Annotated in this window: 17 protein-coding genes; 14 read left to right on the top strand and 3 right to left on the bottom strand. The window is 52.8% G+C overall.

The features are described from left to right. The first annotated feature begins 14 nt into the window (after nucleotides 1-14). The 11 genes from EDC33_RS08550 (at nucleotide 15) to EDC33_RS08500 (ending at nucleotide 11,856) form a co-directional block, all read left to right on the top strand. Nucleotides 15-227: a hypothetical protein gene (locus tag EDC33_RS08550; protein WP_094906155.1), complete on the top strand. Its 213-nt coding sequence runs from the start codon at nucleotides 15-17 to the stop codon at nucleotides 225-227. Between the two features lie 88 nt (nucleotides 228-315). Then, entirely contained in the window at nucleotides 316-1,617 is a 1,302-nt protein-coding gene (locus tag EDC33_RS08545) for an HD domain-containing protein (RefSeq protein ID WP_124010863.1), read from the top strand. A gap of 12 nt (nucleotides 1,618-1,629) precedes the next feature. Beyond that, nucleotides 1,630-2,154 carry a YwhD family protein gene (locus tag EDC33_RS08540; RefSeq protein ID WP_124010862.1) on the top strand — a complete coding sequence of 175 codons (525 nt, stop codon included), beginning with the start codon at nucleotides 1,630-1,632 and terminating at the stop codon, nucleotides 2,152-2,154. A 185-nt stretch (nucleotides 2,155-2,339) separates the two neighbouring features. Continuing rightward, nucleotides 2,340-3,695 (top strand): magnesium transporter, encoded by a 1,356-nt coding sequence (gene mgtE, locus EDC33_RS08535; RefSeq protein ID WP_124010861.1) that lies wholly within the window; start codon nucleotides 2,340-2,342, stop codon nucleotides 3,693-3,695. Nucleotides 3,696-3,750: 55 nt separating this feature from the next. Then, nucleotides 3,751-4,149 (top strand): YwiB family protein, encoded by a 399-nt coding sequence (locus EDC33_RS08530; RefSeq protein ID WP_031545847.1) that lies wholly within the window; start codon nucleotides 3,751-3,753, stop codon nucleotides 4,147-4,149. A 3-nt stretch (nucleotides 4,150-4,152) separates the two neighbouring features. Beyond that, nucleotides 4,153-5,799 carry an arginine--tRNA ligase gene (argS, locus tag EDC33_RS08525; RefSeq protein WP_124010860.1) on the top strand — a complete coding sequence of 549 codons (1,647 nt, stop codon included), beginning with the start codon at nucleotides 4,153-4,155 and terminating at the stop codon, nucleotides 5,797-5,799. A gap of 49 nt (nucleotides 5,800-5,848) precedes the next feature. Then, nucleotides 5,849-6,760, top strand: a complete 912-nt coding sequence (locus EDC33_RS08520) for an ABC transporter substrate-binding protein (protein WP_124010859.1) — start codon at nucleotides 5,849-5,851, stop codon at nucleotides 6,758-6,760. Then, nucleotides 6,753-7,709: a FecCD family ABC transporter permease gene (locus EDC33_RS08515; RefSeq protein WP_124010858.1), complete on the top strand. Its 957-nt coding sequence runs from the start codon at nucleotides 6,753-6,755 to the stop codon at nucleotides 7,707-7,709. The genes EDC33_RS08520 and EDC33_RS08515 overlap by 8 nt, the downstream gene beginning before the upstream one ends. A gap of 81 nt (nucleotides 7,710-7,790) precedes the next feature. After that, complete coding sequence (locus EDC33_RS08510; protein WP_415654028.1) at nucleotides 7,791-9,749, top strand: S9 family peptidase; 1,959 nt, start codon at nucleotides 7,791-7,793, stop codon at nucleotides 9,747-9,749. A 16-nt stretch (nucleotides 9,750-9,765) separates the two neighbouring features. Next, nucleotides 9,766-11,169: a Na+/H+ antiporter NhaC gene (nhaC, locus tag EDC33_RS08505; RefSeq protein WP_124010856.1), complete on the top strand. Its 1,404-nt coding sequence runs from the start codon at nucleotides 9,766-9,768 to the stop codon at nucleotides 11,167-11,169. A 111-nt stretch (nucleotides 11,170-11,280) separates the two neighbouring features. Then, entirely contained in the window at nucleotides 11,281-11,856 is a 576-nt protein-coding gene (locus tag EDC33_RS08500; RefSeq protein WP_229716694.1) for a sugar O-acetyltransferase, read from the top strand. 44 nt (nucleotides 11,857-11,900) lie between these two features. Here EDC33_RS08500 and EDC33_RS08495 read toward each other — a convergent pair whose 3' ends face one another. Further along, nucleotides 11,901-12,512, bottom strand: coding sequence for a hypothetical protein (locus EDC33_RS08495; protein WP_124010854.1), 612 nt, complete (start codon nucleotides 12,510-12,512; stop codon nucleotides 11,901-11,903). Nucleotides 12,513-12,651: 139 nt separating this feature from the next. Here EDC33_RS08495 and EDC33_RS08490 point away from each other — a divergent pair, with 139 nt between their 5' ends. Next, nucleotides 12,652-13,728: a M24 family metallopeptidase gene (locus EDC33_RS08490; RefSeq protein WP_249036086.1), complete on the top strand. Its 1,077-nt coding sequence runs from the start codon at nucleotides 12,652-12,654 to the stop codon at nucleotides 13,726-13,728. A 32-nt stretch (nucleotides 13,729-13,760) separates the two neighbouring features. Here the strand turns inward: EDC33_RS08490 and EDC33_RS08485 are convergent, their stop codons facing one another. Beyond that, on the bottom strand, nucleotides 13,761-14,648 hold the full coding sequence (locus EDC33_RS08485) for an EamA family transporter (RefSeq protein WP_124010852.1): 888 nt from the start codon (nucleotides 14,646-14,648) through the stop codon (nucleotides 13,761-13,763). Between the two features lie 134 nt (nucleotides 14,649-14,782). Here EDC33_RS08485 and EDC33_RS08480 point away from each other — a divergent pair, with 134 nt between their 5' ends. Together EDC33_RS08480 and EDC33_RS08475 are read left to right on the top strand one after the other, a co-directional pair. Then, on the top strand, nucleotides 14,783-15,601 hold the full coding sequence (locus EDC33_RS08480) for a ZIP family metal transporter (protein WP_124010851.1): 819 nt from the start codon (nucleotides 14,783-14,785) through the stop codon (nucleotides 15,599-15,601). 76 nt (nucleotides 15,602-15,677) lie between these two features. Further along, nucleotides 15,678-16,301: an SDR family oxidoreductase gene (locus EDC33_RS08475; protein ID WP_094906170.1), complete on the top strand. Its 624-nt coding sequence runs from the start codon at nucleotides 15,678-15,680 to the stop codon at nucleotides 16,299-16,301. A 300-nt stretch (nucleotides 16,302-16,601) separates the two neighbouring features. Here the strand turns inward: EDC33_RS08475 and nhaC (EDC33_RS08470) are convergent, their stop codons facing one another. Next, complete coding sequence (gene nhaC, locus EDC33_RS08470) at nucleotides 16,602-18,068, bottom strand: Na+/H+ antiporter NhaC (protein WP_124010850.1); 1,467 nt, start codon at nucleotides 18,066-18,068, stop codon at nucleotides 16,602-16,604. Nucleotides 18,069-18,072 lie beyond the last annotated feature (4 nt).

Genomic DNA, 18,072 nt, shown 5'->3' with positions numbered 1-18,072 from the left:
AGGAGTGGATATGAATGGCTGACGAAAAGAATAAACGAATGACCACTGAAGAAGAAGAGGAAATGCTCAAACATCAGAAGGAACGCGGACTGGAAGATGAAGTCAAGGAGGACGTCCCTCCGGATAATCCGCCAAGCCAACGGGGCAAGGAGGAGGCCGAAAGGAAAGAGGATGTGCAGAAGCAGAAGGATGAGAAGCGGCCGCTCCACAACGAAGAGGATAAGTAGCATCTTCCAATCCGCATACAGTACAGGGCTGCCTGCCTTTGGCAGCCCTGCTTTTTGTGATATCATAGGGGCATAGGAGGGCAGTGGGATGACAATCAGTGAATATGGCAAAAAACAGCTTGTAGAAGAGAAGGTTTTCAAAGACCCGGTGCATCGGTATATTCATGTGCGGGATCAGGTGATATGGGATCTGATCAAGACGAAAGAGTTCCAGCGGCTGAGACGGATCAAGCAGCTCGGCACGCTTTATTTGGCATTCCATTCTGCAGAGCATTCACGGTTCAACCATTCGCTCGGCGTCTACGAAATCGTGCGGCGCATGGTGGTCAACTTCCAGGAGTTCGAAGAATGGAATAATGATGACCGTCTGCTGGCATTATCAGCAGCCCTGCTCCACGATCTCGGTCATGGACCGTTTTCCCACTGCTTTGAAACGATATTCGATACCGATCACGAGGAGTTTACGCGCAAGATCATCCTCGGGAACACCGAAGTGAATGAAGTGCTGAAGCGGGTCAGTGTGGACTTTCCGCTTGAAGTGGCCAAGGTCATCGACAAGACGCATGAGAACAGGCTGGTCATCAGCATGATATCTAGTCAGATCGATGCCGACCGTATGGACTACCTGCAGCGTGATTCCTACTATACAGGTGTGAGCTACGGCAACTTCGACATGGAGCGCATACTCCGCGTCATGCGCCCAAGCCGGGAGGAGGTCATCATCAAGGAGAGCGGCATGCATGCTGTTGAAGACTACTTGATGAGCCGCTACCAGATGTACTGGCAGATCTATTTCCATCCCGTATCGAGAGGGGGGGAAGTCCTTCTGAACCTCGCCCTGAAGCGGGCGAAACACCTGCACGAAACGGGTTATACATTCAAGCAGGCGCCAAAATACTTCATACCATTCTTCTCGGGGGAAGTTACCGTCGAAGATTACCTGCGGCTGGACGAGATGGTCGTCAACTTCTATCTTCAGGAGTGGATCCATGAAGATGATCCGATATTGAGTGACTTGGCGCACCGGTTCGTCAACAGGGACCTTTTCAAATACCTCCCGTTCGATGGCTCGGTCATCACCATTTCCGAACTCGAGGCCCTCTTTGAGAAGGCAGGCATCGATCCCGAGTACTACTTCTTCAGCGACTCCTATTCGGATCTGCCCTATGATTATGACCGTCCCGGATCGAAGAGCAACCGCAGGCCGATCCACCTGAAGCGGAGCAATGGGGAGCTGCGTGAAATCAGTACGCAGTCGGCTATCATCCACAGCATAACCGGCGTCCACCGCATGGATTCGAAGCTTTATTATCCAAGAGAAAAGATACTGCAGATAGAGGACCTTGAAATCAAAGGTGAAATTATAAATCTACTTAATGAATTGGCATAGGAGTATGATAATATGACGAATGATTCTAATGGCAAGAAACCTGGATTCCAGTTCAATATCCTCAAGAATGATCCGCTTGATGGGCATAAAGGCCAGAATATCGGTTCCATCAGCCTGGAGAACGTCGCCCCCGTATATGTGAATAAAGATACGGGAGAAGTGTTCATCGATATGGGCGGATTGCATGCGCGCGCTGAAGTGGAGCGCCGTGTGAAATGGGTGACGGACAGATCCGAAGTCGAAGGTGAGGATGCGGAATCCTACTGGCTGGTATGGGTGAGTGTGGAACGCATGGATGTCGGACCCGTATACAGCGGGGTTGCGGCATGCTTCGAGATGGTCAATAGGACGAAGCGGCGGGGATACAAGCTGATGCCCGAACATGTCAACATGATGGACCGTTCCATGAAAGGAAAGATCGATTTGAATGATATGGATCCGTTCAGCCGCTCTGCCCTGAAATCGTTCCTGATCTCCCACAACGAGGAAATATGGAACAACTCGGAAGCGCTCCAAAAAGAGATGGAAAATGACTAAATTGTGACGGTATTGTGTCAAAGCGATAAAAAGATTGCAGATTAGCCTGTCGAAATATAGAATATATGTAGTTATATGCGATATAACTAGGACACGGTGGCCAGGAGAAATCCTGGCCACTTTTTTGTTCTGTTACGCCTCCGTGCGGGTATGGTCCAATAAGGATTCGAAGGAGGCGTAAATTAATGAGGGATATGAAGAAAAGGCTCGATTCCCGGACAATCGAGACATACAGGGAGATGCTTCATGCGGACGGATCGGCATTCGCCGAACGCTTTGCCGGGCTACATAGCAATGAACAGTACCAGATTCTGAGGTCCTTCAGCAGAGCGGAGCAGGCAGCGGTATTTGAAGTCATTTCACCGGAGGCATTTGCACAGGTCTTCAAATGGTTTTCCCGCAGAAGGCAGCTGAAGCTGTACGGGATCATGGCGGAGGATTACCGTATACGCATGCTGGAACGTCTGGCGACCGATGACACGCGTCGTTTCATCGAGCCGATGGAGGAAGCGGACCAGCAGGAGATCCTCTCCCGATTGAGCCCGACCAAGCGGCGGTACATGGAGGAGCTCCTGCAGTATGACCAGCACAGCGCCGGGAGCATCATGCGGAAGGAATTCGTCCGAGGGTCACCCGAGGATGATGTGAACATGATGGTTGAAAAGCTGAAGACGGATACGACGACATATGAAGCGGTGCATTTCGTCTATGTGGTGGACGATGACCAGCAGCTGATCGGACTCGTTGCATTGCGGGATCTCCTCATTGCCGACGATTCACGGAAACTGAAGGAGATATGCGATACATCGGTCCATACCGTGACCGTCGACATGGACCAGGAGCAGGTGGCCCATATCATGCAGGACTATGACATCATTGCCGTCCCGGTCGTGGGGGCAGACAATGAACTGCTCGGCATCATCACGGTGGATGACATCATCGATATCATGGAGTTCGAAGCGACGGAGGATGTGGGGGAACTCACCGCCTCGCGGGGTACGACGGACATGGATGTCTCCCCTTTTGGGGCCGCCAGGAAACGGGCTCCATGGATCATGCTCCTCATGGGCCTCGGGCTGATTACGGCAAATGTCATCGGTGCGTTCGAGGAGACGCTCGAATCGGTCGTCCTGCTCTCCTTCTTCATCCCGCTCGTCATGGACGCTGCGGGCAACACGGGAACACAGTCGCTCGCAGTGATGGTGCGGACGATATCCACAGGGGAATATCAGAAGCATGGCCTGTGGCGCACGCTGGGACGGGAGCTTGGTGCCGGGGTGATGGTCGGCGCGGCGAGTGGAATCACGATCATTATCCTGATACTGGTCTTCTATCAGGAGCTGTGGCTCGCATTCATCGTCGGCATCTCGCTGCTCCTGACGCTGAGTGTTGCAACGGTCATCGGTACAATCATGCCGATCATCATCAGCAAGCTGAAGATAGATCCGGCTGTTGCGAGTGGGCCGTTCATCACGACCCTGAATGATATCATTGGACTGTTCATCTACTTTTCAATAGCCACCAGCCTGCTGCAGATATAGGCGTAGTCTACACTATGCCGGTATGTTATAATTTACCTTACTTGTAGGTGATATTATGGATAAGAAGGAAACAATGTATCGAATCAACCAGGTCGTCGATATGAATGGCGAAAGGAAACGCTATGAACAGACGGTCAATGCTGAAGTGCTGGAGCGGAAGGACCGCTATCTCCGCTATACGGAGCAGCTGGACGACTATGAAATTGATGTGGTGATGCGTGTCGGTGATGATTTCATCAAGATTCAGAGGCGTGGCATCATCAATATGAATTTTCATTTTCAGCAGGGGGAGACGACGGATACGTTCTATGAGTCTCCGGCGGGGAAGCATCATTTCCGCATCAATACGACCGCGCTCGACATCGGGGAAGTGACGATTGAGATCCGTTACGAATTGTACGACCATAACGGCAAACTCGGAGACTATCATTATAAAATCAGGAAAGTAGGGTAAGCGATGGATTTGAGACAGCAGTTAAGGACATCGATCGAAGCAGCAGTCAGAAAGTCGGGGCTCGTGGAAACCGTTCCCCCGGTCAAGGTGGAAGTGCCGAAGGAAAAGGCGAACGGGGATTTCTCCACGAATATAGCGATGGTGCTGACGAAAGAGGCGAAGCGCAATCCGAGGGAGATCGCCCAGGCGGTCATCGACAATCTCGACTACAGGTCGGCCAGTGTGAAGTCCGTGGACATTGCGGGGCCGGGCTTCATCAATTTCAGGATGGACGAGGCGTCCCTGACGGGCATCATCCATAAGGTCCTGTCCGAGAAGGACCGCTACGGCAGCACGGTGCACGAGAACCCCGAAAAGGTGCTGATCGAGTTCGTCAGTGCGAATCCGACGGGTGATCTGCACATCGGCCATGCACGAAATGCGAGCGTCGGTGATACGCTGGCGAACATCATGGCATTTGCAGGCCATGATGTGACCCGCGAGTACTACATCAATGATGCCGGGAACCAGATCGAGAATCTGGCCTTGTCCATCGAAGCCCGCTACCTGGAGGCTCTTGGGCAGGAGCTTTACATGCCGGAAGACGGGTATATGGGCAAAGACATCCAGGTGATCGGTGAGAAGCTTGCCAAGGAGTCCCCGGAGCTGGTTGAAACGTCCCGTGAAGACCGCGTGAAGATGTTCCGTCAGATGGGTGTCGACTATGAGATGGAGAAGCTCAAGCAGGATCTCCACGACTTCAACGTGCATTTCGACAGCTGGTTCAGCGAATCGACGCTCTATGAAAAGGGTGAAATCACCGAGGCACTCGACAAGATGACGGCGAACGGCTATACGTATGAAGCGGATGGTGCGCTGTGGCTGAGGACGACGGATTTTGGAGATGATAAGGACCGCGTGCTCAGGAAGCAGGATGGCACATACACATATCTGATGCCGGACATCGCCTACCACTTCGATAAGGTCGAACGCGGCTATGACAAGCTGATCAACCTTTTCGGTGCGGATCACCACGGCTATATAAAGCGTCTGAAGGGATCGCTCGGGGCATTGGGTGAAGATCCGGAGCGCCTGGAAATCCAGATCATGCAGATGGTGCGCCTGATAGAGAACGGTGAAGAGGTCAAGATGAGCAAACGTACCGGCAAGGCGATTACGCTGCGTGACATCATCGAGATGATCGGAGTGGACGCCAGCCGCTACTTCCTCGCAATGCGCAGCCCGGATACGCACTTCGACTTCGACCTTGAACTGGCGAAATCCGAATCCAGCGACAACCCGGTCTATTATGCACAGTATGCGCATGCCCGCATCTGTTCGATACTGCGCCAGGCGAAAGCGGACGGCCATACACTCGATATGGACGCGGATCTCGATGTAATCGTACATGAGCATGCGCTCGAGGTCCTGAAAAAGCTTGCCGACTTCCCGAATGTGGTCAAAGGTGCAGCGGAGAATCGTGCGACGCATCGTATTCCAAACTATATACAGGAACTCGCCGGGGTGTTCCACAAATTCTATAATGCAGATAAAGTGCTGACGGACGACCAGGCTAAGACAGCCGCCTACCTCCTCATGATTGAAGCAGTAAGGCAGACTCTGGAAAATGCACTGGGTCTGATCGGCGTCTCTGCACCTGATCAGATGTAATCATCACCCCCCGCCATATGGTGGGGGTTTTTCATAGAAACAGAAATCAATGACCAAGGAAGTGGTGCATATGGACAAGAGGATTTCAGGCATACTGCTCATATTTATCATCACGCTTGCAGGATGTACTTCGGCCGGTGAAGGTCTGGATGAGGTTGCTCCTGAGGAGACACCGCTCGAGGAGCGCCGCATCGTTTCGCTGATGCCGAGCAATACGGAGATCATTGCAGAACTTGGACTTGGGACCAATCTGGTGGCTGTGACGACGGAAGTCAGCCATCCGGAATCGGTCGTGGAGAATGATGAGATAGCGAAAATGAATGTCTTCGAACTGGATGCGGAGCAGCTGATCGAACTTGAGCCGACACATATACTTGGGCATGAGACCTCTGTATCCCATTATGCAGAAACGCTGGGGCGTGTCTCTGAAACGACCGGCACAGAAGTGCTGATCGTAAATGAAGAGCGGGCCATCGAGGAAATATATGCATCCATTACAACCATCGGGGAGTTTCTTGGGGAAAGGACGGCGGCTGAATGGCTGATTGAGGGTATCGAACGTGATATCAATGTGCAGAACAACATCTTTGAGGATCGTTCAGATTCATATGAGGTTTTCATCCACATCTCAGATCAGCCTGAACTCTATACGGCGGGGAGCGGGACCTTCATTGAAGATGCTCTGGCAGAAATCTATATCGACAATGCATTCGATGATCTCGAAGGGTACCCGAATGTCAGTCCGGAGGACGTCATAGAAAGGGATCCGGACAAACTGGTGTCGATCATGGGCCTTGAAGACGCGGAACTTTCGGAATCGATCGATGGAATGCCGGGCTTTTCGGAGCTTAAAATCAGCCAGCCTGAAAACCAGTGCAATATACCCCCGGATCTCCTGGCCCGCCCGGGCCCCCGGATTGCGGAAGGCCTGAGGGCAGTCGGACGCTGTGTCTATGAATAGGCATGTCGCCATCGTTGCAGCAGCCACCTTTCTGGCAGCCGCCCTGAGCCTTTTCATCGGCTCTGTGGATCTGGCTGGGCTCCCGACCGACCAGGCCAGAAATATCATTCTCAACATCCGCCTGCCGCGCGTACTGTTCGCCATCATCCTCGGGGCGGCGCTCGCAATGAGCGGGGTGGTCTTTCAGATTGTACTGCGCAACCCGATGGCGGACAGCTTCACCCTCGGGATGGCGAATGCCGCCGTCCTTGGCAGTGCGGCTTCGGTCACCGGAGTGCTGCCTCTGGTCCTCCGCCCTTTGGCGAGCATCGCTGCAGGACTGCTGGCCCTGGCACTCGTCCTGGCAGCAGCAAGGCGGCTTGAGACCACCTATCGGCCTGAGACGCTGATCATCATCGGTGTGCTGCTTGGGGCGATGATGAGCGGAGTGCTCTATATCATCGTGCTCATCGCGCCCGATCAGACCGAATCTATCGTCAGATACATGTTCGGCTCCCTATCGGGTGCAGACTACGATGCCGTGCTGCTGACGGGGGCGCTGACCCTGCTGTCGGGTGCAGTACTGTTTCGTGCCGGTGGCGCCCTCGACCTGCTCAACCTGGGTGATGCCAGGGCGTACAGCCTCGGCGTCGATGCCAGGCGGATCCGGCCCCTGCTGCTTGTTGTCGCATCGATTCCCCCGCTTGTTGCGGTCAGCTTCACTGGGCTGGTGGCACTGGTCGGCATCATCGTCCCTCAGATGATCCTTTATTTCAGGCCGTTGATGTTCCGGCGGCTCTTCATACTCTCTTCACTGTATGGGGCTTTGTATATCATCATCATCGATACCATCGGACGGACGGCCATTGCACCCATCCAGATCCCCACAGGGGTGATGGTGATGGTTTCAGCGGTGCCGCTCTTCATCTTCCTGATGCATAAGCGGGTGCTCACCGGAGGCCGTCAGTGACATGAGTAGGCAATTGAATATCATCATGGTAAAATAATGAAAAGGCTGTATATTCAGTCTTTTTTATTTTAAGGGGGAATCATAGTGACACGTAGAACGAGTATTCAGGATATCTTCAAAATCAAATCCGTATCGTCTCCGAAGATTGGAGCAGACCGCCAGAGCACGACGCTGGTTACGCATCTCGATGAGGAGAAGAATGACTATATCACCAATCTGTACCGCCTTCAGGATGATGGCATGCAGCAGCTTACATATCAGCCGGAGCGCCTGTCCAATGTCAGGCATTCGAATGATGGACAGTGGATGCTGTTCATTGCAAAGGCCGACGACAAACCGCAGGTCTTCCTGCTGAATTCAGCGGGCGGGGAGCGTGTCCAGCTGACCGATGAGAAGGAGGGTGTCAACAGCGCCGATTTTTCAAGTGACGGACAGAAGGTCCATTACCATGTCTCCAATGAAAAGGGGAATGGTGAAGAGGAAAAGGACTCGAAAGACGAGAAGGACAAGAAGCCGGAACCGGTCGTCATCGACCGGATGAAATACAAGGCCGACAGCCTGGGGCTCCTCAAGGAGAAGTATCAGGCGGTGAAGTCCGTCGATATGGAAACACGGGAAGTGGAAACCCTGTTCGAAGGGGAGGAGAACTTCACGCTCCACGAAACGATCGGCGGGGAGGTGCATGTCTACTCGACGGATGCCAGCGAAGATCCCGATTTCAACTTCAATCAGACGCTGTACATCAAAAAGGGGGATGCACAGCCTGAGGAGATACCGACTGCAGAAGGCGGTGTGGTGAAAGTGGAGGCCTCGCCCGATGGGAAGCGTCTGCTGATCGTCGAGATGGGACGCGAATTCGAAAATGCCACACATGCCACGCTGCATGTCTACAACATTGACGAAGGGGAGAAGCAGCATGTTACCGGGGGGCTCGACAAGCCGGTCGGCGACTATGTCGCTGCAGACACCCAGCAGGCAATCGAGCAGAACCCCGCCCAGTGGATATCCGATACCCGCTTCGTGTTCCTCGTATCGGATGACGGGAGCGTAAACCTCTACGAAGGCAGTGTGGAGGGTGAAATCAGACCGCTGCTTGAAGGCCGCCACCATATCTTCGGTATGGATGCCGCAGAAGATCATGCAGTGCTTGCCATCTCAACACACACCTCTCCGGGTGAACTGTACAGGTTTGATTTCGAATCGAAGCAGCTCGAGCAGCTGACACATGTCAACCGTGCATACGTCGAGGAGACGGAAATTGTGGACCCGGAAGACATCACATTCAACAGTGGAGACGGCACGGAAGTGCAGGGATGGTTCATGAAGCCTGCAGGCTATGAAGAAGGCAGGAAGTATCCGATGATCACGAACATCCACGGGGGCCCGCATGCCTTCTATGGCAATACATTCTTCCATGAGATGCAGGTGCTTGCGGCCAAAGGCTATGCCGTCCTGTTCGTAAACCCACGGGGCTCACACAGCTATTCACAATCCTTCGTCGATGCCGTCAGGGGGGACTATGGCGGAGGCGACTATAGTGACATCATGGCCGGAGTCGACTATATCACAGGAAAATATGACTGGATAGATGAGGACAATCTCGGTGTCACAGGCGGCTCCTACGGCGGGTTCATGACCAACTGGATCGTGGGCCATACGGACCGTTTCAAGGCTGCGGTTACACAGCGAAGCATCTGCAACTGGGTGAGCTTCCGCGGTGTATCGGACATCGGCTACTACTTCACCGACTGGCAGATCCAGGCGGAGTTCGGAGACATCGACAAGATGTGGCACCATTCCCCGATCAAGTACGTCGACGCCATCAATACACCCCTGCTGATCCTGCACAGCGAGCGTGACTTCAGATGTCCGATCGAGCAGGGTGAGCAGCTCTATATCGCACTCAAGTACCAGAAGAAGGAGACGCAGTTCGTCCGGTTCCCGGAAGCGGATCATAACCTTTCCCGTACCGGCAAACCGAACTTGAGGATCGAACGTCTGACGCACTTGACGGACTGGTTCGAAAAATACATGGACTGATTAAAAGGGGGCTTCCATGAAGGAAAAACGGGATCCGACACTCTTTGAAGCATTATCGACGATTATTGTTCTCGCAATCATCATTGGAATCGGTTTTGGAGTGATGGGGCTTGCCATCCAGCCGCTGCTTCTGCTTGCAGCCGCATATGCAGGATTCATCGCCTGGCGGGTCGGCCTGAGCTGGCGGGAAATGGAGGAGGGGGTGGCCGATCTGCTCAAGACGGTCATGCCCGCACTCTACATACTCCTCGCTGTGGGCATCATCATCGGGACGTGGATCTACTCCGGGACCGTCCCATACCTGATCTATTGGGGGCTGCAGATCATTGATCCGACCTACTTCCTTGTCAGTGCCTTCCTTCTGACAGCTATCGTATCGGTTGCGACAGGCACTGCATGGGGCTCGGTCGGTACGGCGGGCATCGCCCTGATTGCGATTGCGATGGAGCTCGACATCAATGTCGGGATGGCCGCCGGTGCCATCATTTCCGGTGGTGTATTCGGTGATAAGATGTCACCTCTGTCAGATACGACGAATCTCGCGGCGCTGGTCAATCGTGTGAATATATACGATCATATCAGGCATATGATGTGGACGACATTCCCGGCTTCCATCATCGGCCTCATCGTATGGTTCATTGTGGGGCTGCAGATTGATGCCGGTTCGGCCGATGCACCGAATGTCCAGGAGCTGCTGAGCCAGCTTGATACGGCATTCAATTTCAGCCTGGTCATGCTGCTGCCGATTCTGGTGATCGTCATCGGGGCATTCAAAAAGTACCCGATAGTGCCGATGATGCTGCTTTCAAGCATCGTGGCCCTCTTCATCGGGTTTCTGGTGAATGGATTCGGATTCGCCCATGGTTTCACATCAATGGTCGATGGATTCAATTTTGAGATGGTTTCCCACATCCTCCCGGAACCGAATGAAAATATGCAGTCCCTCCTCAACAGGGGCGGGATCATGAGCATGACGACCATCATCGTCACCATCCTGTGCGGCTATGCGTTTGCGGGTATGATTGAAGCAAGCGGATGTCTGAAAGTCATTCTGGAAGCGATATTCAGCATCATAAAATCGACGGCCCACCTGATTTCAGCCACTGTATTGGCAAGTCTCGTCATGGTGTTCACGGCCGGTGTGGCTTCAGTGGTCATCATTGTCGTCGGCACATTGATGAAGGATGCATTCGACGAATTCGGTCTGGAGCGCAAGAACCTTTCCCGCACACTTGAAGATGCCGGCACGATGGTGCTGCCCTTCATTCCATGGGGCACCTCGGGCATCTACTATACGACATTGCTCGATGTCTCCATCTCTGAATTTCTGATATGGGCGATTCCGTGCTATCTTTGTGTGGTCTTTGCGCTCATCTATGGATGGACCGGCTTCGGCATTGCGAAGAAATCACGCACCTGACGCCTCTCCGGTACTATGAAATTTCCCGGGAAATCTTCGTGGAAACACCCTTCTTCCATCGCCCTGCTTAATGCTCGCGCAAACAGGGAAGATGAAACGGAAGCAACTTTTATGGACGAGGTGAGTGGAATGACGGAAAAGGAAAAGATGCTGCGTGGAGAATATTATGACCCGCAGGATGCAACACTTGTACACTTGAGGGAGAATGCACAGAATCTGATGAACCAGTATAACCATCCGCATGGCGAAGACAAGGGGCGGCTGCTGGACATGCTGTTCGGCTATCACGCAGAGGGGCTGAGCATCCGCGCGCCTTTCTACTGCGATTATGGCATCAACATCAAAGTTGGACGGAACTTCTATGCAAACTACAACTGCGTCTTTCTCGATGTTGCAAGGATTACAATCGGTGATGATGTATCTTTCGGGCCGAATGTGTCGGTCATTACAGTCAATCATCCCATCGATCCTGTAAAAAGGCGGCAGGGACTGGAATATGCCGAAGAGATAAGGATTGGTGACAATGTCTGGATCGGCGCTGATGTCACCGTCAATCCGGGAGTCACGATCGGCGATAATGCCGTCATCGGATCCGGGGCGGTCGTCGTCAAGGACGTGCCGGCAAATGTGGTCGCCGCGGGCAACCCGTGCAAGGTAATCCGGACGATTGAACCTGGCAGGGAATGATGGAAGCAAAAAGATGTGGCACCCTTTGGGAGGCCACATCTTTTTTATGTTGAGGTGCCGAGATTCCAGATCAATATGAGATCGACGGCATTCCACAGGCGCAGCATGATGAAAGTGATCAGATGGATGCCGATGACATATAGAATGATGGGCCAGAAAGTGTCGATGGGCCTGTGGCGGATGGCCAGATAAAAAAGATAGCCGGGATACAGGTTCAGCAGGGTAAATATGATGACGAGTGAAATCCCGAAGACGATGAGCAGCGGTGATTCATTGAGGCTGAACACCGAATGGAATGCCCAGACGATGAGGAACATCAGTATGGTCAGTATAAAGACGCCTGTTGTGAATATGAGGTAATAGGATAGAAGTACCGGTACTTGGACGAATGACTTTCTGAACCACCCGATCATGAGATAGAGGAAGAACAGGTTGGCCATAGCATACAGGGTGAGGACTCCCAGGCGGAGCAGAAGGATTTCAAAGAGCAGGACACCAGGTATCGTCTCCTGTGAGAAGATTTCTACGCCGAGCAGGTAGCCGAAGATGCCGCTGATGATTGTATAGAGCAATAGGAGGGAGACGGTGATGTGGGGCTGGATGCAGAATGTGGGATTGAACTCCTTATGGAGCTGCTTGATGGATGATAGTGACATGAACCAGGCCTCCATTTTTCGATACTGTAATGGTAGCATAAGTGGCATGGAATTTATATTTACTCAACCTGTGGTATATTGGAAATGATGAAATGAATGAGAAAGGATGTTGGAGATGACACAGAAATACAAAGAGAGAGTGGAAAAACTTACATCAATGCTTGATTTGGATATGGTGGTCATTACAGAACCGACGAACGTCTTCTATTTCACAGGCTGCCATATCGAGCCCCATGAAAGGGTGCTCGCCCTGCTGATCAACGTAAAGACGAATGATACGGCTCTGATGTTCCCGGCACTTGATCAGGAAGTCGTCAATGATACGGCGACCGTCGACAACCATCTGCCGTATAATGATGGGGAAGACGCATTCAGGCTGATCTTCGAACATGCGATCGACGCGGAGTCACTGGGTATCGAAGGCGGACATGTGACCTACAACCGCTATCAGAGGCTCCTTGAAAACTATACAGGCGATCAGATACACTCCGTAGAGGATCAAATAAACCAGCTGCGCGGCAAGAAGGATGACGACGACAGGGAGAAGCTCCAGGAAGCGGTGGACATTACAGAAAAGGCTCTGGCCGACCTGGTGAATGAACCGGTGTCCGGCAAGAAGGAGAAGGAAATCGCAGAATTCCTGTTGGCCCGGGTAAAAGCGCATGGTGCAATGGATGTATCATTCGGACCACTCGTGCTGACGGGAGAGAATTCCGCACTGCCGCATGGCACATCGGGGGAGACCACCGTCGAACCAGGTCACTTCCTGCTCATTGACTTCGGTGTGGTGACGAAGGACCGCTATGTATCGGACATGACACGCACTTTCATCATTGGTGAGCCGACCGAGGAGCAGACGGCCATCTACAACTCCGTACTGAGGGCAAACGAAGCTGGCATCCGCCAAGCTCAGGTCGGTGCCCCGATGAATACGCTCGATGATGCGGCACGTGATGAAATAAAGGCCGACGGCTACGGGGAGTACTTCACACACCGTATCGGCCATGGTCTGGGTCTCGGGCTGCACGAAGCGCCATCACTTGATGCACAGAATACGGACAAGCTTGAAAAGGGGCATGTCATTACTGTAGAGCCAGGGGTCTACAAGGCTGGATTTGGCGGCGTGCGTATAGAAGATATGCTGTATATCGACGACACACCGTACATCTTCACAAGATTTCCGAAAGACATCGACAGCATCACACTTGAAGCATAGGGAAGACCCGTTTGGCTGAGCCAAACGGGTCTTTAAGTGTGCAAATCCACCTGCCGCGGGCGCTTCCTCGACTGGAGCGCCAGTATGGCGAGTCCCATCAGCAGCATGAGGAGGCCGACCCAGGACCAGAGCGCAAGCACTTCCCCGACAAACAGCACTCCGAGCAGGGAGGCGGTCAATGGTTCGGCGAGTGCGAGTGTGACGGCGGAAGAGGACTTTACATATTTCAGGCCATAGGCGAACAGGAAATAGGCGAGGCCCGTGCCGAACAGGCCGATGTAGAGGGCTGCAGAGATGCCATTTGGCGTCATCAGCCATGACTGGTCATTGAACAGCAGGAATGGCGTGAGCATCAGCGCGCTGATCGTAAAGACGATGGCGGCAGTGGCTATCGGGTGATGGTGCTGCACAAGCCTGGAGTTCATTATCGTATAGCTGGCAAAGGATATGCCCGCTCCAAGACCGGAAAGGATACCGAGTGGATCGACGGTGATCGATCCCGTATTGAACATCAGGATGGCACATCCTGTGATGGCAAGGGTGGTGGAAACCCACCATACACGACCGGGATGGACTTTGAAGAAAAGCCACTCGATCAGCCCTGAGAACACGGGCGCGCTGCCGATTGAGGCGACCGTACCGACCGCGACACCAGTGAGTGTGACTGCATTGAAGAAGAAGGGCTGGAAGAGTGCCATGGCGAGTCCGGCGGTGAGTACCATCTTTACAGGCCATCCTCTGAAGGTCAACTGGCCAAGGAGCCGGGCGATGATGAGGAGGATGAGGCTGCCGATGATCAGGCGCATGGCTCCGATCGATATGCTGTCGACGCCTGGCGGCAAGTATATCTTTGCAGTGCCTACCGTCCCCCAAAGTATTGCAGCGATGAGAATGATCACAGGTGCGAGACTGGCTTTCATTATGCTCCCTCCGTTTTAACAGTTGGTCGATGTGGTATTGAGTGAACATGGAACGAATCATATTATAGATACTATACGCCATAATGGAGTATAATTTCCATAGGAATATTCAGATACTTGAAAGGAATAGACTGATGATAGATACATTTATGGGATTCGACCCATGGCTGCAGGCGCTCACAGCGACACTGTTCACATGGATTACGACGGGGCTTGGGGCAGCCGTCGTATTTTTCACAAAGGAAGTGAATGACAAGTTCCTCGATACGATGCTCGGCTTTGCAGGCGGCGTCATGATTGCAGCGAGCTTCTGGTCCTTGCTCGCTCCGGCGATCGAACACAGTCAGGACCACTTCATTGGTGAATGGTTCCCGCCAGCAGTCGGTTTCCTGCTCGGGGGACTTTTCATCTATGCATTCGACCAATTGATTCCCCACGCTCACAGGAATGCGCCGGAAGACCGGATGGAAGGCTGGCGTGCGAAGAAAAAGCGGCGGAGTACACTCCTCGTATTCTCTCTGACACTGCATAACATTCCGGAGGGCCTCGCCATCGGAATCGCGTTCGGTGCCGTTTCCGCCAACGGAGATGGTGCAGCAATCGCAGCAGGTGCTGCAACCCTGGCGCTTGGCATCGGCCTTCAGAACATTCCGGAAGGAATGGCGGTCTCCATGCCACTGCGGGGTGAGGGCATGTCGCGCACGAAGAGCTTCTTCCTGGGGTGGATGTCGGCAGTAGTCGAACCGATTGCTGCAGTCATCGGTGTGCTGGCCATTTCGATCATGAGTCCGACTCTGCCGTATGCTTTGGCTTTGGCGGCAGGTGCAATGATTTTTGTCGTCGTCGAAGAGGTCATTCCGAGCACTCAGGAAAACGGGCACTCGGACCTTGCAGCAATGAGTCTCATGCTCGGATTCACCCTCATGATGATCCTCGATGTCGCGCTCGGGTAGAATAATACGAATTCATGTTTAGCACCCCCTCCCCATATGGGTATAGACAACAGATTAGACAAGGAGGAATGACTACATGAAAGTACTTGTTATTGGTGCAAATGGCCAGGTCGGCCATCAGCTTGTAGAGAAACTGAAAGATAAAGGCCATCAGCCGGTGGCGATGGTCCGCAAAGAAGAACAGGTGGAAAAGTTCAAGGAGAAGGGTATCGATACGGTGCTCGGTGATCTGCAGAAAGACTTCTCCCATGCATTCGAAGGCGTTGATTCCGTTGTATTCGCAGCAGGATCCGGTGGCGACACAGGCGCCGATATGACCGTGCTGATCGACCAGGAAGGCGCGATAGAATCTGTGGACAATGCAGAAAAAGCAGGTGTCAAACACTTCGTCATGCTCAGTTCCATGGGTGCAGATGCACCTAAAGAAGCCGAGCAGATGCAGCACTACCTGTACGCCAAACACCGTGCAGATGAGCATCTCAAAGCTTCAGGCCTTGATTTTACAATCCTGCGCCCAGGCATGCTGACGAACGATTCAGGCACAGGCAAAGTCAGACTCTTTGAAGGCGGTACTGAAATCGCTGAGATCCCTAGGGAAGACGTAGCAAATGTACTGGCCCACATCGTAGACACAAACAAGCCGGAAGGTAAGACTTATTATCTCCACGAAGGCGACACACCAGTGGAAGACACATTATAGTAGAAAGCATCAGAAAAGCTGCGGAATCCTTGCTGGAGTCCGCAGCTTCTTTTGCGTTTTATATTTTGTTCGGATTGTGTCTGCCTAATTCACCATCGCGTGTGAAACGATGGCAAGTTGGACGTCTAATTCACCGTTGCGTGTGAAACGATGGCAAGTTGGAGGTCTAATTCACCGTTGCGTGTGAAACGATGGCAAGTTGGAGGTCTAATTCACCGTCGCGTGCGAAACGATGGCAAGTTGGAGGTCTAATTCACCATCGCACGCGAAACGATGGCAAGTTAAGCGGCCCCCTCTCAGCTACACCGTTTCAGGCGCCAATGATTCCTTCGTTCTCTCCTCACCATAATGCGTCTCCAAGAAGTCCTCCCGCTCCTCATCGGAAATCTTTTCGATGCCGATGCCGGTGGCGGCAAGGAGGATCGATATGAACGGCACGACCAGATTGAATATCGCGTAAGGGGCATATTCCCAGGCTGCGACACCGAGCACGCCATAGATGAAGACACCGCATGTGTTCCACGGGATGAAGACGGAGGTCAGTGTGCCGCCATCTTCAAGTGCACGTGAAAGGTTCTTCGAGTGCAGGTTCTTTTCGATATAGGTCCGCAAAAACATTCGTGAAGGGACGACGATGGATATATATTGCTCCGAACACGTTGCATTTGTTGCGAACGCAGCGACGATCGTTGAAGTGACGATGCCGAGTGTCCCTTTGGCGATTTTGATGACCTGTTTCATAATGGCCTGCAGCATGCCGCTGTATTCCAGGATGCCGGCGAAGGTCATGGCGACGATGGTCATCGATACCGTATACATCATTGATTCGAGGCCGCCGTTATTGAAGAGTTCATTGATCATATCGTTATTGGATTCGATGACATAGCCGCCCTGTAGTGTGGCAATCGCAGTTCCCAGATCTCCGCCCTGTACAATGATATGGCAAAGGAAGCCTAGGACGATGCCGACGATCAGTGCAGGGATGGCGGACATTTTGAAAGCGATGCATATAATTACGGTAAGCGGAACGAGCAGGAGCCACGGAGAAATGATGAACTGTCCATCAAGCGACTGCATCATACCGGCAATCTCAGCGTCATTGGCATTACCCTGGCCTCCGAACTGGCGGCCGAGGAAGAAGAAGGCCGTCAGTGCAATGATGAGCCCCGGGATGGTCGTATAGAACATGTGCTTGATATGTACAAAAAGATCCGTATTCGTGAGTCCTGAAGCAAGGTTTGTCGTATCCGACATCGGGGACATCTTGTCACCGAAATAGGAGCCGGATATGACTGCGCCTGCCACCATCGCTGGCGGGATCCCCATGCTCATGCCGATGCCCATTCCTGCAACACCGACCGTCGCCATCGTGGACCAGGAACTGCCGATGGACAGCGCCACAATCGCACAGAGCAACGTGATGGTGACGAGGAACAATGCCGGGCTGATCAGTGCAAGGCCATAATAGATCATCGTAGCGACGATGCCGCCGCCGATCCATGATCCGATGACGAGTCCGACGAGTATGATGATGACGATTGCCGGCAGTGCCAGCCGTATTCCCTTATACATCATATCCTCGATTTCTTTCCATTTATATCCATAAAATAGTGCGACGATCGCTGCGGAAGCGGTCCCAAAAATGAGCGGCAGATGTGGATCCTGTCCCAGCCAAATGACCGCAGTACCCATTGCTGTAATCATGAGCAGTAGTGGAAGCAGCGCCATGAAGATATTGAATTCTTTCTTTTCTCTTTGTTTTTCCATATTT

The organism is Salinicoccus roseus (assembly GCF_003814515.1).
Classification (GTDB): domain Bacteria; phylum Bacillota; class Bacilli; order Staphylococcales; family Salinicoccaceae; genus Salinicoccus; species Salinicoccus roseus.
Note: the sequence above shows the minus strand (reverse complement) of the source record. Positions and strands in the feature narration are given on the sequence as shown.